Origin of the sequence: Dactylosporangium sp. NPDC051541, assembly GCF_044454505.1 — a bacterium.
Lineage (GTDB): Bacteria > Actinomycetota > Actinomycetes > Mycobacteriales > Micromonosporaceae > Dactylosporangium.
Window position 1 is genome coordinate 40,918 of record NZ_JBITDU010000006.1, and the last position, 16,770, is coordinate 57,687.

Annotated in this window: 17 protein-coding genes, 1 tRNA gene and 1 pseudogene; 13 read left to right on the plus strand and 6 right to left on the minus strand. The window is 69.1% G+C overall.

Translation table 11 applies throughout. From position 1 onward, the window contains the following. Positions 1 to 4: 4 nt before the first annotated feature. From ACIA8L_RS26745 to ACIA8L_RS26755, 3 genes and pseudogenes are all read left to right on the plus strand, one after another. Complete coding sequence (locus tag ACIA8L_RS26745) at positions 5 to 553, plus strand: hypothetical protein (RefSeq protein WP_395909101.1); 549 nt, start codon at positions 5 to 7, stop codon at positions 551 to 553. Between the two features lie 5 nt (positions 554 to 558). Then, a pseudogene (locus tag ACIA8L_RS26750) lies at positions 559 to 1,239 on the plus strand (NAD(P)-dependent alcohol dehydrogenase); the annotation flags it as partial. A gap of 100 nt (positions 1,240 to 1,339) precedes the next feature. Next, positions 1,340 to 1,507 carry a zinc-binding dehydrogenase gene (locus ACIA8L_RS26755; protein WP_395909717.1) on the plus strand — a complete coding sequence of 56 codons (168 nt, stop codon included), beginning with the start codon at positions 1,340 to 1,342 and terminating at the stop codon, positions 1,505 to 1,507. 127 nt (positions 1,508 to 1,634) lie between these two features. On the opposite strand, the gene ACIA8L_RS26760 is transcribed toward ACIA8L_RS26755, so the two are convergent. From ACIA8L_RS26760 to ACIA8L_RS26775, 4 genes are all read right to left on the minus strand, one after another. Continuing rightward, positions 1,635 to 2,339, minus strand: a complete 705-nt coding sequence (locus tag ACIA8L_RS26760) for a type II toxin-antitoxin system RelE/ParE family toxin (RefSeq protein ID WP_395909103.1) — start codon at positions 2,337 to 2,339, stop codon at positions 1,635 to 1,637. Between the two features lie 638 nt (positions 2,340 to 2,977). Then, positions 2,978 to 3,050, minus strand: a tRNA-Lys gene (locus ACIA8L_RS26765). Between the two features lie 79 nt (positions 3,051 to 3,129). Continuing rightward, complete coding sequence (locus ACIA8L_RS26770; protein ID WP_395909105.1) at positions 3,130 to 3,264, minus strand: hypothetical protein; 135 nt, start codon at positions 3,262 to 3,264, stop codon at positions 3,130 to 3,132. A gap of 63 nt (positions 3,265 to 3,327) precedes the next feature. Then, positions 3,328 to 4,356: a LacI family DNA-binding transcriptional regulator gene (locus tag ACIA8L_RS26775; protein ID WP_395909107.1), complete on the minus strand. Its 1,029-nt coding sequence runs from the start codon at positions 4,354 to 4,356 to the stop codon at positions 3,328 to 3,330. Between the two features lie 201 nt (positions 4,357 to 4,557). Between ACIA8L_RS26775 and ACIA8L_RS26780 the strand changes: the two genes are divergently transcribed. The 10 genes from ACIA8L_RS26780 to ACIA8L_RS26825 all read left to right on the plus strand — a co-directional run bounded on the left by ACIA8L_RS26780 (position 4,558) and on the right by ACIA8L_RS26825 (position 13,630). Beyond that, entirely contained in the window at positions 4,558 to 5,895 is a 1,338-nt protein-coding gene (locus ACIA8L_RS26780; protein ID WP_395909108.1) for an ABC transporter substrate-binding protein, read from the plus strand. Positions 5,896 to 5,963: 68 nt separating this feature from the next. Next, positions 5,964 to 6,950 carry a carbohydrate ABC transporter permease gene (locus ACIA8L_RS26785; protein WP_395909109.1) on the plus strand — a complete coding sequence of 329 codons (987 nt, stop codon included), beginning with the start codon at positions 5,964 to 5,966 and terminating at the stop codon, positions 6,948 to 6,950. Further along, positions 6,947 to 7,936, plus strand: coding sequence for a carbohydrate ABC transporter permease (locus ACIA8L_RS26790; RefSeq protein ID WP_395909110.1), 990 nt, complete (start codon positions 6,947 to 6,949; stop codon positions 7,934 to 7,936). Before ACIA8L_RS26785 ends, ACIA8L_RS26790 begins: the two co-directional genes overlap by 4 nt. Beyond that, the gene (locus tag ACIA8L_RS26795) at positions 7,933 to 9,540 is read left to right on the plus strand and encodes a glycoside hydrolase family 13 protein (protein ID WP_395909112.1); all 1,608 of its coding nucleotides are present in this window, start codon (positions 7,933 to 7,935) and stop codon (positions 9,538 to 9,540) included. The genes ACIA8L_RS26790 and ACIA8L_RS26795 overlap by 4 nt, the downstream gene beginning before the upstream one ends. A 22-nt stretch (positions 9,541 to 9,562) precedes the next feature. Beyond that, positions 9,563 to 9,763, plus strand: coding sequence for a hypothetical protein (locus tag ACIA8L_RS26800; protein ID WP_395909113.1), 201 nt, complete (start codon positions 9,563 to 9,565; stop codon positions 9,761 to 9,763). 60 nt (positions 9,764 to 9,823) lie between these two features. After that, positions 9,824 to 10,186 carry a response regulator gene (locus tag ACIA8L_RS26805; RefSeq protein ID WP_395909114.1) on the plus strand — a complete coding sequence of 121 codons (363 nt, stop codon included), beginning with the start codon at positions 9,824 to 9,826 and terminating at the stop codon, positions 10,184 to 10,186. A 255-nt stretch (positions 10,187 to 10,441) separates the two neighbouring features. Continuing rightward, complete coding sequence (locus ACIA8L_RS26810; RefSeq protein WP_395909116.1) at positions 10,442 to 11,092, plus strand: phosphoribosyltransferase; 651 nt, start codon at positions 10,442 to 10,444, stop codon at positions 11,090 to 11,092. Between the two features lie 92 nt (positions 11,093 to 11,184). Further along, a complete protein-coding gene (locus tag ACIA8L_RS26815; protein WP_395909117.1) occupies positions 11,185 to 11,577 on the plus strand; it encodes an ATP-binding protein in 393 nt (130 codons plus the stop codon). Between the two features lie 140 nt (positions 11,578 to 11,717). Then, the gene (locus tag ACIA8L_RS26820) at positions 11,718 to 12,863 is read left to right on the plus strand and encodes a SigB/SigF/SigG family RNA polymerase sigma factor (RefSeq protein WP_395909118.1); all 1,146 of its coding nucleotides are present in this window, start codon (positions 11,718 to 11,720) and stop codon (positions 12,861 to 12,863) included. 50 nt (positions 12,864 to 12,913) lie between these two features. Next, positions 12,914 to 13,630, plus strand: a complete 717-nt coding sequence (locus ACIA8L_RS26825; RefSeq protein ID WP_395909119.1) for an ANTAR domain-containing protein — start codon at positions 12,914 to 12,916, stop codon at positions 13,628 to 13,630. On the opposite strand, the gene ACIA8L_RS26830 is transcribed toward ACIA8L_RS26825, so the two are convergent. Next, a complete protein-coding gene (locus tag ACIA8L_RS26830) occupies positions 13,620 to 15,023 on the minus strand; it encodes an RtcB family protein (RefSeq protein ID WP_395909121.1) in 1,404 nt (467 codons plus the stop codon). The genes ACIA8L_RS26825 and ACIA8L_RS26830 overlap by 11 nt on opposite strands. A 46-nt stretch (positions 15,024 to 15,069) precedes the next feature. After that, positions 15,070 to 16,686 (minus strand): S8 family serine peptidase, encoded by a 1,617-nt coding sequence (locus ACIA8L_RS26835; protein WP_395909122.1) that lies wholly within the window; start codon positions 16,684 to 16,686, stop codon positions 15,070 to 15,072. Positions 16,687 to 16,770 lie beyond the last annotated feature (84 nt).

Sequence of the window (16,770 nt, forward strand, 5' to 3'; positions counted from 1 at the left end):
AGGCATGTTGGTCGATCAGATTCCCGCGCTCGTCGGCGTTGTTCTGGGTGCGGCCGGGGCCATGGCCTCCAGCGCTCTTACTGATCGGCTTCGCTGGCGGCGGGAGCAAGGGGTTCGGTGGGATCAGCGGCGGCTTGACGCCTTCATCGCGTTCGCGGCCACGTTGAAGGAGATCAGTACGATCGCCTTTCGGATGTCGTCCGCCTACAGGCCGCGGTCGGGGGCTTTGCCGTTGAGCCGGGAGGCGGGGCTGGAGCTGCTTGTCGAGGCCAACATCCGGCGCACGCAGGATTGGGAGTCGCTGCTGTTGCTCGGCGATGAGGCGACGGTCCGGGCGGGTGCGCGGTGGCGGGATGCCGTTCGCGACCTGGAAATGCTGGCCCGGGCGGAGACCTGGGATGCCGCCACGTGGCGGCCCGCCGTCGATGTGATGAATGAGGCCCGGGACGCGTTCCATGTGGCGGCCCGGCACGGGTTGGGCATTCACTCCGGCAGCGTGGCTCAGGCCGCCTCGCTGGTCGAGCGGGTCGCCGACGAAGAGGGGACGGTCTGATGTCGATGCGGGCGGTCGTCTATGACCGGTACGGTTCTCCGGACGTTTTGCGTATTGAAGAAATCCCCGTCCCGTCACCGGCCGCCGGACAGGTGCTGGTCAAAGTCGCAGCCACCTCGGTCAATCTGAGTGACTGGGAAACGCTCGTCGGCCGACCGCTGTATGCGCGGATCGGCGGCCTGCGGACGCCCGCCCGGAAGACGCTCGGATCGGATATCGCCGGTTGGGTGGAAGCGGTCGGAGCGAATGTCACGCGCTTCCGGGCCGGCGATGAGGTATACGGCGACAATCTCGCGCTCAAAGGCGGCTTCGCCGAGTTCGCGATCGCGCCCGAGTCGGCGCTGGCCCGCAAACCGCCGGAGTTGACGTTCGCGGAGGCGTCGACAATTCCACAATCAGGAGCCATTTCCTTCGCGGGTACTGCCGGCACCCGCACCGATCACCGCGTGCTGATCAACGGAGCCGGTGGCGGTACCGGGGCCTTCGCGATCCAGTTGGCGAAGCGGCTCGGGGCGCACGTGACCGGGGTCGACAATGCCGGGAAGCTGGACTTCATGCGGGCGGTCGGCGCGGACGACGTCATCGACTACCGGAGCCAGGACTTCACCCGCAGCGGCCCCTACGATCTCATCCTCGACCTGGTAGCACACCGTTCTGTGTTCGCATACCGGCGCGCGCTGGCACCCGGCGGCCGCTATCGGTGCGTCGGCGGCTCCGTGGCCACCCTGCTGCGCGTGCTCACCGCCGGCACGGTCGTCGGAGCACTCACGGGCCGCCGGTTGGGGCGTGCTCGCCGTCAAGGAAGGCCCGTCCCACTTCGCACCTCTGGCCGAACTTTGCGCGGCCGGCGAAGTGCGCATCCACATCGACCGCCGGTTCCCGCTCGAGGAAGTACCCGCAGCGCTGGCGTTTGTCGGTGCGGGACGTGCTCTCGGCAAGGTCGTCGTCACTTGAGAGTGGTCTCAAGGTTCACCACCAGTTTCGACGCTGGCGGGGACCCGCTAGGCGTTGCTTGACGGCGCGGATGATCGCGACGCGATATTCTCTGCGGCATCCACCCTCGGGTGGTTTTGTCAAAGCCTCAAGCGATCTGGCGCAGGTCGTCGCCGTAATCGAAAATGATCCGAAGGCGTGCGCCAAGCGCTTGGGCGTATCGGCTCAGGGTGGCGACCTCGTTCACATCGAGATCTCCGTTCTCGATCTGGCTCACCCGGCCCGGCGTGACGCCCATGATGTCTGCAACCTGCTTCTGCGTCATCCCGAGCCGCTTGCGCTCTTCGGTCAGGTGGAAGGCGCTGACCCAGGCCTCGGTTCGTGCGCGCTCCTCGGCGAGCGCCTCGTCGTCACCGTCGTGCAGTTCAGCTCGGATATCCTGCCAGTCGTGGAACTCGGTCATGAGTCCTCCCTCCGCTTCCTCTCGAACGCCAGCCAGCTCGTACGCGATTTCGGCGGTCGGGATCGCTGATCTGTACCACCCGTCCCAGTCGCCGGCCTTGTTGCCACCGACTAGCAGTATCGCCTGTGACCAGGGATCGAAGACGAACAGGATCCGGATAGACACGTCCCGTCCGGACCTCGGCCGAAGTTCCTTCAGGTTGCCAATGCTCGATCCTCGTAAGGTGTCAACTAGCGGACGGCCAAGCCCGGGTCCGCGTTCGGCCAGGATGTCCACTGCGGTGTTGATCGACCGAAAGGTGTCTGGCTCCGACCTGCGTAGCTCTCGCAGCCACGTCCGGACCTCGTCGGTCGTCTTGATCGCCCAGCGATCGGCAGGTCCTGCGGGCATGAGCCAACTATAGCTCGGGCTAAACTGTGGTCCGCAAGGGCTGGCGTAGACCGCTCAACCGGCGACAAGTCCGGCGATGGCAGACGTTGGTACACCAAGCGAAGGCGCTCGCCGACGAGCGCTTCGATGAGCACCTGAGGGCGTTGAAAGAGGAGGACGGGTCATGATCGGAGCGGCTAATTGGCGAGACGTCAAAGCCAAGGCCCGTGCTGCCGACCCGAGCTGGGACAGCGCTGAGTGGGTCGCTCGTCGCCGTGAGATGCGTGAGCAGATGCTGGCTGCGGTCAGTTGGCCGAAATCCGGCAATCGTAGCCAAGAATGCATTTGACTCGCCGAACTTGAACGAGATGCGGGAGCGAAACTCGGCGCCGGCTAAGAAGCATCTCGCGAAGATTTAACGCACATTTACGCTGGGACTGGTGCGCAGTGTCGCTGCCGGTGCGTTGAGAAGTGAACTATTGGTACGGCGCGCCTCAGTAAAGCGCACCCCTTTGAGGCCGCGACTGGAGGCGCAGATTGTGGGGGCGCGGGTGGAGCGAAGCTCCCCTGCTGGGGAGCGAGCCTGCGAGCGCGAAGAATGACGCGATGCACAACGGCGAACGGCCCCTGCGTGAGCAGAGGCCGCCGATTGAATCTCGTACGCCGCGTAGGACTTGAACCTACAACCCGCAGATTAAGAGTCTGCTGCTCTGCCAGTTGAGCTAGCGGCGCCCGGCTGAACGGTGGTAACCCTAGCACGCACCCCCGGGCGTGCAAAAACGAGATACCCCCGTCCAGCGCGTGATGCCCGCTACTCCTCGTCGTCCTCCCAGAAGAAGTCGGTCTCCGCGGTCTGGGTCGGGTCTTCGGGGAGGAGTTCGGTTTCGTCCAGCTCCTCGTCGGGCTGGTCCCAGGTTGTGGGCGGATTCGGCATCTCGGCTGTCATGTGAGCACCCCCGTGGGAAAGGCCCCGTCGAACAAGGCCCCGTGAACAAGGACAGCGCGCGAGCTACCCGGCGTCTGCCGTCCTAACCGCGGTGGGCCAGGTGGATGCGCGCAGGACCAAGGTGGTGGGCATCAGGAGTTCTTCCGGGGTCCACGAGCCGGCGTTCATGGCCCGCTGGAGCATGCCGGCGGCCAGGACGCCCTGTTCGAAGACGCGCTGGCGGACGGTGGTCAGGTCGAGCAGTGCGCTCAGTTCGTGGTCGTCGAAGCCGATGACTGAAACGTGACGGCCGGTGCGGCGGAGGGCGCTGAGGGCGCCGAACGCGAGCTCGTCGGACTCGGCGAAGACCGCTGTGGGTGGGTCGGGGAGGGTGAGCAGGCGGCGCATGGCCTGTTCGCCGCCGTCGAGGCCGTGGGGGACCGACATGACCAGTTCCTCGTCGACCGGAATGCCGGCCGACGACAGGACGGAAACGTAGGCGTGGCGGCGGGCGTGGGCGACCGGCAGGAACATGCTCTGGTCGTTGTAGGTCGAGATCATGCCGATGCGGCGGTGGCCGAGGGCGAGCAGGTGCTGGACGGCGGAGCCGGCGGCGGCCACGTCGTCGATGCGGACGCAGCCGGCGCCGGGGACGTCGTGGCCGACGGCGACGATGGGGACGCCGAGGGAGAGCAGGGCCGTGGTTTCGGCGTCGGTGAACTGCATGGCGACGGTGAGGACGGCGTCGACGCGGCGGCGCAGGGGGAGGGCGCCGAAGAAGCGTTGCCGGGACGGGATGTCGCCGATGTTGTACAGCAGCAGGTCCAGCGAGTGCGCGCGCAGGACGGACTCGGCGCCGGCGACGATCTGGCCGAAGAACCAGCGGGAGGCGTACGGGACGATCACGCCCACCGTGTGGGTGCGGCCGCTGGCCAGACGGGAGGCGATCGGCGAGACGACATACGACAGCGACGCCGCGGCGTGCAGCACGCGGTCGCGCGTCTCATCGGAGACGTTGGGCAGCCCGCGGAGCGTTCGCGACACGGTCGCGGTCGAGACTCCCGCGAGCCGGGCCACGTCCTCCATGCTGACGGGCGGTGGAACGTCAGCCACACGCGGAAGGCTAGGCAACGGGACGGGTCCACGGCAATATGTCCGGCACGTTGCTAACTCGTTATCGATGAAAGCGGTTTTGGGGCTCGACAACCGACCTTGCAAACGCTTACATCCGAGGAACGCAAGGCACACACCCCAGCACACCGGGTACGCGGGCCAGCTCCGCCGCGGACCGGAAATAGCCAAAGGAGGCTACCCATGGCCGTCCTCTCGAGGCGGCGTCGGGCGTTCATGCTCGCCGGTGCGGCCACGATGGCCCTCGCCGCGTCCGCCTGTGGCGGCTCGGGCGACACCGGCTCCAACAACGCCGACAAGCCCGAGTGCGCGCCGTACGCTCAGTACCGCGTTGACAAGACCAAGCACGTCTCGATCTACGCCACCATCCGTGACGTCGAGGCCGACAAGCTCGAGCAGTCGTGGAAGCAGTTCGAGGACTGCACCAATATCAAGATCGACTACGAGGGCTCGGGCGAGTTCGAGACCCAGATCAAGGTGCGCGCCGACGGCGGTCAGCCGCCGGACATCGCGGTCTTCCCGCAGCCGGGTCTGCTCGCCTCGTTCGCCAAGGCCAACCAGCTCAAGGAGCTGCCGGCGCCGGTGAAGGCCAACCTCGACAAGAACTGGTCGAAGGACTGGGCCAAGTACGCCACCGTCAACGGCAAGGTCTACGGCGTGCCGATGGGCGCCAACGTGAAGTCGCTGGTGTGGTATTCGCCCAGCCTCTTCAAGGAGAAGGGCTACAAGGTCCCGACCACGTGGGACGAGATGATCAAGCTGTCCGACACGATCGCGGGCAGCGGCATCCAGGCCTGGTGCGCGGGCATCGAGTCCGGTGACGCGACCGGCTGGCCGGCCACGGACTGGATCGAGGACATCGTCCTGCGCGACCAGGGTCCGGACGTCTACGACCAGTGGGTCAACCACACGATCCCGTTCAACGACCCGAAGATCTTCTCGGCCGCCGAGCGCGCCGCGTCGATCCTCAAGAACCCGAAGTACGTCGGCAACCCCAAGACCATCGTGACCACCTCCTTCCAGGAGGCCGGCCTGCCGGTCAAGGACAAGAAGTGCGGCCTGCACCGCCAGGCGAACTTCTACTCCAACCAGTGGGCGAAGGGCACGAACGTCGGCCCGGACGGTGACGTCTACGCGTTCTACTTCCCGCCGGTGGACCCGGCCAAGGGCAAGCCGGTGCTGGTCGGTGGCGAGTTCGTCTCCGCGTTCTCGGACCGCGAAGAGGTCGTCAAGGTCCAGACCTACCTCGCCTCCGGCGAGTGGGCCAACAGCAAGGCCAAGCTCGGCGACTGGATCTCGGCCAACAAGAGCCTCGACGTGAGCGCCGTGACCGGCACGATCGACAAGCTCTCGGTGCAGATCCTGCAGGACCCGGCCACCGTGGCCCGGTTCGACGGCTCGGACCTGATGCCCGCGCAGGTCGGCTCGAAGTCCTTCTGGACCGGTATGACCGACTGGATCAACGGCACCAAGGACACCAAGGCGACGCTGGACTACATCGAAAGCACCTGGCCTAAATAACCTGAACTGAGGTCCGGGTCCGGCGTCACGCACCACGGCGCCGGACCCGGCTGGTCGGAGGACACCCCATGGATTACGACTTCTCCGAGGACGTCGCCAAGATTTGGCCGGCGCTCATGTTCATGGCCGGTTTCGTCATCGTCGTCGGCGCGCTGCTGTTCGTGCTCGACATCCTGCCCCGCTGGGGCCGGGGCAAGGAACGGCTGCAGATGGCGGGCTTTCTCGGGCCCGCGCTGATCCTGCTCGCGATCGGCCTGGTGTACCCGCTGATCCGCACGGTGTACCAGTCGTTCCTCGACGCCAGCAGTGACTCGTTCATCGGCTTCGACAACTACAGCTGGATCTTCACCAACGACGACACCCTCATCATGCTGCGCAACACACTGCTCTGGGTGGTGTTCGTCCCGCTGCTCGCCACGGGCTTCGGCCTGCTCTACGCGGTGCTGGTGGACAAGGCCCGCGGCGAAGGCATCGCCAAGTCCCTGATCTTCATGCCGATGGCCATCTCCCTCGTCGGCGCGTCGATCATCTGGAAGTTCATCTACGCCTACCGCGACCCGGGCGTGGAGCAGATCGGCCTGCTCAACCAGATCCTGGTGTGGTTCGGCGGCGAGCCCAAGCAGTTCCTGAGCACCGCACCGGGCAACACCTTCTACATGATCGCGATCCTGATCTGGATCCAGGCCGGGTTCGCGATGGTCATCCTCTCCGCCGCGATCAAGGCCATCCCGGCCGAGATCGTCGAGGCCGCCCGCCTCGACGGTGCGAACCCGTGGCAGATGTTCTGGCGGGTGACGATGCCGAGCATCCGCCCGGCCGTCATCGTCGTCACGGTGACCATCACGATCGCCACCCTGAAGGTCTTCGACATCGTCCGGACCATGACCGGTGGCCAGTTCCGCAGCAGCGTGCTCGCCGTGGAGATGTACAACCAGGCCTTCCGCTCCTACGACGCCGGCAAGGGCTCGGCGCTCGCCGTCCTGCTCTTCGTGCTGGTCCTGCCGATCGTCGTCTACCAGGCCCGGCAACTGCGGCAACGAACGGAGACGCGATGAGCACCGACGCCAGCAGCAAGGGCGACGCCGCCGTCAGCAAGGACGACGCCGCTGTCAGCACGGACGCGGCCGACGTCCCCGAGGCGAGCCCGCTCTACCGGCCCGACACGGGCGGCGAGACGGTGGCCGGCCGGGTGCGCCGCAAGCTCACGTCCCGGGCCGCCAGCGTCATCTCGATCATCATCGCCCTGGTCTGGACGATCCCGACCTTCGGCCTGCTCGTCTCGTCGGTGCGGCCCGAGGGCGACATCAAGACGACCGGCTGGTGGACGTTCTTCAAGCACCCCAGCCTGACCCTGGACAACTACAACGAAGTCGTCTTCGGCACCTCGGCCAGCTCCGGCCGGCTGGCCAGCTACTTCGTCAACTCGCTGGTCATCACCGTCCCCGCGGTGCTGTTCTCGGTGACGTTGGCGGCGATGGCGGCCTACGCGCTGTCCTGGCTCAACTTCCGGGGCCGCGACTGGATCTTCATCGGCGTGTTCGCGCTGCAGATCGTGCCCCTGCAGATGGCGCTCATCCCGATGTTGCAGCTCGTCAAGGACTACACGGGCTGGGGCGGTGGCTTTTTCGCGGTGTGGTTCGCACACACCTGCTTCGGCCTCCCGCTCGGCGTGTTCCTGCTGCACAACTTCATGTCCGAGCTGCCGAAGGATCTCTTCGAGGCGGCCCGGGTGGACGGCGCCGGCCCGGCGATGACCTTCCGGCGGATCGTGCTGCCGCTGATCACGCCGGCCCTGGCCTCCCTGACGATCTTCCAGTTCCTGTGGATCTGGAATGATCTGCTGGTGGCGCTGGTCTTCACCTCCGGGCAGGGCAACCGCCCGCTGACCGCGCGGCTCGCCGAGCTCGCGGGCACCAGGGGCAACGACTGGCAGCGGCTGACCTCCGGCGCGTTCGTGTCGATGATCATCCCGCTGATCGTGTTCCTGTCGTTGCAACGCTATTTCGTACGCGGCCTGCTGGCCGGTGGAGTCAAGGGGTGAGTTCGCTGCTCTGGTGGCGTGATGCCGTGATCTATCAGGTCTACCCGCGCTCGTTCGCCGACGCGGACGGCGATGGAATGGGGGACCTGCGCGGCATCACGTCGCGCCTCGACCACCTGGTCGAGCTGGGCGTCGACGCCCTCTGGATGTCGCCGTTCTACCCGTCGCCGCAGCACGACGCGGGGTACGACGTCGCCGACTATCGCGACGTCGACCCCCGCTTCGGGTCGCTGGCCGACTTCGACGCGCTCGTCGCCGCGGCCAAGGAGCGCGGCCTGCGGGTGATCGTCGATCTCGTGCCCAACCACACGTCGAGCGATCACGTGTGGTTTCAGCAGGCCCTCGCGGGCGGCCCGGGAAGTCGCGCGCGGGACCGGTACCACTTCCGCAAAGGTCTTGGTGTCGACGGCGAACTGCCGCCCAACGGCTGGCAGAGCGTGTTCGGCGGCCCGGCCTGGACCAGGGTGCCGGACGGCGAGTGGTACCTGCACCTGTTCGACACGAGCCAGCCCGACCTCAACTGGGATCTCCCCGAGGTCCGGGCCATGTTCGAGGACGTGTTGCGCTTCTGGCTCGACCGCGGCGTCGACGGCTTCCGGGTCGACGTGGCGCACGGCCTGATCAAGGAGAGCGGCCTGCCGGACTGGACCGAGGCGCAGGTGCCGATCACCTCGCCCGGGGCCGAGCACCGCACGCCACCGATGTGGGACCAGGACGGCGTGCACGAGGTGTACCGCCAGTGGCGCCACATCCTCGACAGCTACCCCGGCGACCGCATGATGGTGGGCGAGGCCTGGGTCGCGCCGGCTGAGCGGCTCGCGCGTTACGTGCGCCCGGACGAGATGCACCAGGCGTTCAACTTCAACTACCTGATGGCCCCGTGGACGGCGGCGGCCCAGCGCGAGGCGATCGAGTCGAGCCTGGCCGGGGTCGAGCCCGTCGGTGCGATCTGCACGTGGGTCCTTTCAAACCATGATGTGGTACGCCACGCGAGCCGCCTCGGCTTCGAGCCGGGGCACTCCACGCAGGGCGGCATCGGCGTGGGCGACCCGCAGCCGGACGAGGCCCTCGGCCTGCGCCGCGCCCGGGCGGCCACGCTGCTGATGCTCTCGCTGCCCGGCTCGGCCTACGTCTACCAGGGCGAGGAGCTCGGCCTGCCGGAGCACACCACCCTGCCGGACGAGGTGCGTCAGGACCCGACGTGGTTCCGCTCCCAGCACGAGGTCCGCGGCCGCGACGGCTGCCGGGTGCCGATCCCGTGGGAGGCCGACGCCCCCGCATACGGCTTCGGCCCGAGCGACAAGGCGTGGCTGCCGCAGCCGGGGGACTGGGCCCGCTTCGCCGCCGATCGTGAGCGCGGCGTGCCCGGATCGACCCTGTCGCTCTACACCGAGGCGCTGCGCCTTCGGCGAACCTACGGGCTCGGCGGCGGTACCGTCGCATGGAACGATGCTCTTGACTTTGTCAACGGCGCGGTCCGGGTCATCACCAACTTCGGACCGGCCCCGGCGCCCCTGCCGCCGGGTGAGGTCCTGCTGGCCAGCGGTGACCTGGCCGCCGACGGCAGCCTGCCCCCGGACACGACGGCCTGGCTGCGGGCGTGACAACGGCGGCTACCGTCGAGACATGACGGCTTTGATCGCATACGTGTACAGCCACCTCAGCCCGGCCTTCCTCAACACCCTGGACACCGGGCTGGAGATCGAGAGGAGCCGCCGCAGCTACGGCCGCGGCGGCATCTTCGGCGGTTGCTGCTGTGCGGTGGTCGTGATCATCGCCATCGTGGTGGCAGTGATCGTCATGCGTCGCCGCCGCCCGCGGGCTTAGTTCCGGCCCTTCCCGGCCGATGGGGGGATTGCAAACCCTCGGGAAGGGAAACATCCGGTAATGGCGCGAGTCCTGCTCATCGACGACGACGCGGAGATCCGCGAGACCACCGCCATCCGGCTGCAGATCGGCGGCCACCACGTCATCTCCGCGGCGAGCCCGCAGGAGGCGCTCACGGTGGCCGCCGGCCAGCCGCGCTTCGACGTGGCCGTGCTCGACCTGCACCTGCCCCGGGTGAACGGCGACGAGCTGCTCGACCTGCTGCGCGAGAACTCCGCCACGGCCGACCTGCCGGTGGTCTTCTACAGCGCCAACGCCCCGCACGCCACGTCGGTGCACGGCCTGTCGCTGGCCGACACCCGGCTCACCAAGGGCCGCCCGCTCAACAGCCTCCTCGCCACGATCAGCTGCCTCTCCGGCTAGGACAGGCCTTGGGTGCGAACCGGGTGCAAGGCCGGGTGATCCGAGTTTTAGCAGCTCAGTGAGGGGTAGTGTTTCGGCTCGGGCGCGGCGCCGCGGCATAGCGGCGACAGGGATGGGGCGCAGTTCGGCTCCGGAACACCGCGCCGACCGAAGGGGGTGTCCGCTTGATGCGGATCGTGTGCGATGCCCAGCGAGGAGCCGACTATGTGGCCGCCTGAGGAAGAGCGATTCGCGGACCGTACGGCCGCAGGACGCGTGCTCGGCGCTGCGATCGCCGAGCACCTGCGTCAGCCCGCAACCGCCAAGACCACCAGGAAGCCGCTGGTGCTGGCCCTGCCCAAGGGCGGCGTGCCGGTCGCGATGGCCGTGGCCGACGTGATCGGGGCCGAGTTCGACCTCGTCATCTCCCGCAAGATCGGGCTGCCCTGGCAGTCGGACCACGGGGTGGGCGCGATCGCCGAGAACGGGCCGGCCGTCTTCGACCTCAGCGCGGTCGCGGCCGTCGGGCTCACCGTCCACGACCTCTCGCCCGCTGTGCAGCGGGAGCGGGTCGAGCTGCGGCGGCGCCAGGAGCGCTACCGCGGATCGCGCCCCGCGCCCGACGTCACCGGCCGCGTGGTCGTGGTCGTCGACGACGGGCTCGCGACGGGGGTGACGGCCCGAGCCGCGGTGCGCGCGCTGCAGGCCGGCCGCCCCGAACATCTGATCTTCGCCGCGCCGGTGTGCGCGGCCGAGTCGGTCGACCTGCTGGCCGCCGACGTCGACACGGTCATCGACATCCACAGCCCCCGCGAGTTCCACGCACTCGGGCTGTACTACCACGATTTCGCGCCGCTGACCGACGCGCACGTCCTGGAGATGTGCTCGCAGATGTGGAGCGACAAACGGATTCCAGCGACCGTCTAAACATTCTGGAATGATTCGCGATCCCGGTGCCGAAAATGACGGTACCGGGATCGCGGTGTTTATAACGTGAGCACCGGGTAGAGCATCACCCCATGAGGGTGGAAGAAGACCAGGTGGCATCGGTGACTCTGCCGCCGCTGCTCGATGCGACGGCGGCGGCCCGGCATCTGGTCGGGCGCGCGTGCTGCCGGTGGGGCTTCGAGCCGGTCCGCGACGTCGCCGAACTCATCGTCACCGAGCTCGTGAGCAATGTGCTGCGGCATGCCGGGACCGAGATGGAGATATCGGTCTCCCGGGACGGCCGGCGTCTGCTCATCTCGGTGTACGACGGCGGGTCGGGAATGCCGCGGCTTGGTGGCCGGGCCGCCCGCGAAATGCTCCCCGAGGACGGCCGCGGCCTGCTCGTGGTGAGCGCGCTGGCCCGGGCCTGGGGCTGCATTCCGGTGCCCGGCGGCAAGGTGGTCTGGGTGACCGTCGGTATTTAAAAAGCGTTCGAAAGGTAATGCCAAAGGCGGCAGAACCTCACCCGCCAACTCATCCTTTCGCTTTGAAAATTGGCCGTGATTGGTGCGTACAGTGATCCGGAAAGCAAATCCGCCTGAGCAGATTAGGGGGAGTCTCCGCCATGGAGACAATGCCTACGGATTCGGTACTCGCACTGGACACCTGGCGGAATGGCGACGACGAGGTTCTGCGTCCGTCCGGCGTCCTCGACTATTCGGCCAGTCTCGGCCTGCGGGTCGCGTTGACCCGGCGCCTGGACGCGGGCCGCCTGAGCCTGACCGTGGACCTGTCGCGGCTGCGCCTGCTCGACTGCGCGGCCGCCGACACCCTGCTGCACGCCCAGGCGGAGGCGGCCGAGCGCGGCGGCGCGCTCCGGGCTCCGGGCGCGTCGGACCTGGTGCTGGACGTCCTCGAGATCATCGGGGCGGCGAAGCAGCTGCGGGCCTACGACGACCCGCCGCCCGGTGCGCCGCCCTCCTTCGCGCCGGAGGAGCCGGCCGACGCGGAGCCGCCGAGCCAGTGGACCACGGTCAACGAGCTGCTGCGCCAGGCCGCGGCCCTAGACCGGGCCGACCCGCGCCGCGGCGCCCTGCGCGACCGCGCGGTGGCCCACAGCCTCCCCCTGGCCGACCGCCTGGCCCGCCGCTTCCACGGCATGGGGGAGTCCCCGGCCGACCTGAGCCAGGTGGCGGCGCTGGGCCTGATGAAGGCGGTCGAGGGCTTCGACCCCGACTACGGCACCGACTTCGGCGGCTACGCGACGCCCACGATCGTGGGGGAGTTGAAGCGGTACTTCCGCGACAAGGGCTGGGGCGTCCACGTCCCCCGCCGCCTCCAGGAGCTGCGGATCGAGATCAACCGGGTCCGGGACGCGCTCGGCCAGCGACTCGGCCGCTCGCCGACCCCGAAGGACGTCGCCGAGCACCTCGGGATCGACGAGGAGCAGGTCCTCGAGGCGTTGGTGGCGTCGTCGGCGTACCGGCCGGTCTCGCTCTTCGCCCCGCTCGGCGGCGACGACGACGCCGGGACCCTCGCGGACGTGCTCGGCGACGACGACCGCGACATCGACGGCGTCGAGTTTCGCCAGGCCGTGCGCCCGCTGATCGCCCGCCTCCCGGAGCGCGAGCGCCGCATTCTGTCGCTGCGCTTCTACGGCAACCGGACCCAGGCCCAGATCGCGGCCGACCTGGGAATTTCCCAGATGCACGTGTCCCGGCTGCTCAGTCGCACCCTCGAGGGCCTGCGCCGGGCACTCCTGGACGGTTGAGAGCGTCGAACGTCGGGTAGTACGCCCCCCGGTTCGACGAAGGGGGAGCCGTGACAGACCTCCACACCGTGGAGTTCGCCGCCGTGCTGCGCCAGCTGACCGCGAGGCTGATCGCCAGCGACGATCTCGACGAGGCACTGGAGGACCTCGTCGAGACCGCCGCCGATCTCGTGGCGGGTGCCTGCTGGTGCGCGGTGACGCTGGTCCGATCGGGCGGCCCGGTCACGGCGGCGGCCTCGCCGGGCCTGCCGGACACGCTGCTGGACACCGGTGCCGGCCCCTCCATGGAAGCCATCCGCGCGCGTGACCTGATTCTCGCCGATGACCTGGCGCTCGACGACCGCTGGCCCTCCTGGCGCCCGCAGGCCCTCGCCGCCGGGGTGAAGGCGGTGCTCGCGGTGCCGGTGGACATCGACTCGCACGCGTTGGGGGCGCTGACGGTGTACGCCGCCGAGTCCGGGCGGTTCACCACCGACGTGGGGCTCACCACGATGCTGGTGGCCGAGCACGCCGGCCTCCTGTTGTCCGCCGTCCTCGACCGCGGCCGCCGCGCCAGCGTGCACGAGGAGCTGACGTCGGCTCTGACCGAGGCCCTGACCGACGGCGAGACGGTGAACCGCGCGGTCGGCATCATGATGGTCCAGCGCGGCTGCTCCGCGGAGGCCGCTCTGGACGTCCTTCGCGGCACGGCCGCCCGCCTCGGCCTTCCGCTGACGACCGTCGCCGAGCGCCTGGTGGAGACCGTCGAGCAGCGGGTCAGCCCTTGACGGTGAGGAGGGGGCGCAGCTCGGCGACCGGTTCGGCCACGCCGGCCGTGCGCAGGCTGTCCACCACCGGGCGGACCTCCTTGTAGGCCCACGGCGCCTCCTGCTTCAGGTCGCGCCGCCACGCGGAGATGATGTCGCGGCGGGTCGCGATCGCCGGGTCGCGGTGGTTGAGCGGGGTGACCACGCGGAACTCGCGCAGGAACGCGTCGAGCTCCTCGTCGCCGCCCTTCGACGCGGTGCCGCGGGGGATGCTGCGGCCGGCCCCGTGGCAGGCGCTGGTCAGCGCGCGTTCGTTGCCGAGGCCGCGGAGCAGGTAGCTGGGGGCGCCCATCGAGCCCGGCACGATGACCGGCTCGCCCCAGCCGTCGGCCGACAGGCCGGCCGGTGTCGCGCCCTTGCGGTGCAGGACCGTGTCGCCCGTCGGCCACAGGAGGTTGTGCGGTGCGTCGTAGACCAGGCGGGCGTCCAGCTCGCCCACGGCGTCGGTCAGGCCGGTGCGCATCATCTGGCTCAGGAAGTATCGATTGCCGAGGGCGAAGTTGGCGGCGTTGGCGAAGCTGGTGCGGTATCGCTGCCACGGCCGGTCCAGCGGGATCGGCAGGATGCCGTTGGCGGGCTGCGGGACGCCGGCCGGCCACAGCTTGCGGGCCAGGTCGCGGCCGGTCGCGCCGGCCTGGTGACCGAGGGCGAGGGAGCCGGTGTGCACCATCGTGACCACCCGGCCCGGGGTGAGGCCCCACGCGTAGGCGGTCGGGCCGTCGTGGACCGCGGCCACATACTGCAGCTCCGCGAAGTGGTTGCCCCCGCCGACGCTGCCGATCAGCGAGTCGTAGCTGGTGCCGCCGCCGCTGGTGACCCAGTCGCGGAACTCGTCGGCGCTGTCCGCCGGGAGGCCGTTGACGTGCAGCCGGTCGGCGCCGTCCTCCAGCCCGGGCAGGCCGAAGCGGAGCAGGCCTTCGCGCTGGGCCGGGGTGAGACCGATGCGCCGGCCGCCCTCGAAGAACAGGTGGCGCAGGCGGCGCTCGAGGTCGTCGAGGCGGGGGCGGACCTGGTCCACCGTGAGGGTGGTCGCCTCCACGCGCATGCCGCAGTTGATGTCGTTGCCGACTGCTTGCGGTACCAATGCGGAACGGGTTTGCAAAACGGTGCCGATCGGAATGCCCGCACCCTTGTGGAAATCGGGAGTGCAGACCACGCGCTCGATGCGCGCGTCCGGGGACAGGGACTCCAGGGTGCGCTGGGTCTGCAGGACCGTCAGGAGCTCGTCGACGGCGGCCGGCTCGATCGGGACGTCCGGCCCGGCGCAGATCTCGACCGGGATGTCGTAGGGGTTGGGCAGCGTCGTCCAGGACTCGTCGAGCCGGACGAGACGGGGATCGGTCCGTTTATGCATCGTGCCCCGAGGCTAAGCCCCGGGGCACGTCGCGATAAACCGAATATCAAACGGTCAAGGTCCAGCTGTCGAGGGTGCCCGCGCCGCCCTTGGCGGTGTCGCGGACCCGGACCTTCCAGACACCATTGCGGTTGTACTTGCTGAGGTTCACCGTGTACAGCACGTTCAGGTTCGCGGCCTTGTCGCGCTTGTTGGCGCTCTTGAGCTTCTTCACCTGACCGTTCGGGGCGATCAGCTCCACGGTCAGGTCGCCGCGCTTCGGGTACACCACGTGCAGCTCGAGCTTCGCGGTCTTCGACGCCTTGCCGCCGCAGCCGGCGATGGCCACGGCCGAGACGGCGGTGCCGCGGTCGCGCAGGATCACGTCATTGCCGTTCGAGGCCACGTTGCACGGCTGGGCCGGCGCGGTGACCGGGGCGGGGGCCGGCGTGACCACCGGGGCCGGCGTGACCGGCGCGCTCTCCGGCGTCTGGTTGACCGGCGTGGCGGCGGTGTCGAGGAGGCGGTTCGGGGAGCCCGAGCCGGTGTTGGCGACGACTCCGGTGACCGAGCCGGCCACCAGCGCGTCGCGGACCTGCCCCGGAGTCGCCGCCGGGTGGGCCGAGAGGTACAGGGCCGCCGCGCCCGTCACGTGCGGGGTGGCCATCGAGGTGCCGCTCATCACCGTGGTCGCCGTGTCGCCGGCGTTGCTGCTGCTGGTGATGCTCACGCCGGGGGCGAAGAGGTCGAGGCAGGAGCCCCAGTTGGAGAACGAGGCGCGGGTGTCGGACTGGTCGGTGGCGCCGACGGTGATGGCCTCGGCGGTGCGGGCCGGGGACACGGTGCAGGCGTCGATGTTCGAGTTGCCGGCGGCGACCGCGTAGGTGATGCCGGCCGCGATCGAGTTGCGCACGGCCTGGTCGACGGAGCCGTCCGCGGCACCGCCGAGGCTCATGTTCACCACGGCCGGCTTCTGCGCGTTGGCGGTGATCCAGTCGATGCCGGCGATGATGCCGGAGTAGCTGCCGGAGCCGTCGCAGCCGAGCACCCGCACGGCGACCAGGTTGACGCCCTTGGCCACGCCGTAGGTGCTGCCGCCGACCGTGCCGGCCACGTGCGTGCCGTGGCCCTGGCAGTCGCTGGCGTTGGTGTCGTTGTCGATGAAGTCGTAGCCGGAGCGGGCGCGGCCGCCGAAGTCCGAGTGGGTCAGGCGGACGCCCGTGTCGAGGATGTACGCGGTCACGTTCGTCGCCGTCGTCGTGTAGTCGTAGCTGCCGTTCAGCGGCAGGCTCGGCTGGTCGATGCGGTCCAGGCCCCACGGGGCGTTGGGCTCGGTCGCCGCCAGCCGCACGGTCTTGTCCTGCTGCACGTAGTCGACGAGCGGGTTGGCCGCCAGGCGCTTCGCGGCCTTCTCGGTCAGCTCGGCCGAGAAGCCCTTCAGCGTCCGGCTGAACGAGCGGCCGACCTTGCCGCCGAACTTGTCGGCGAGTGCGGTGGCGTCGGCCGCGGTGCGCGAAGCGTCGACGGAGTCCTTGAAGACCACGATGTAGCGGTCGCGGATCGTGCCGGCCTCGTTGGCGCCGAGGATCGAGCCCTCGGGCGCGGCGAGCGCGGGCGTGCCGGCGCCGATCAGACCGGCGGTGGCCGCGGCCGCGATCAGGGTCGTTCGGAGGAACGCTCGCATGAGACCGAATCTCTCTTTCGCAGGACGGGACAGCTGTGCCGTTCCAGGTTCGGCAAGGCGGGGTGCGGGGCCGGGTCGGCGATC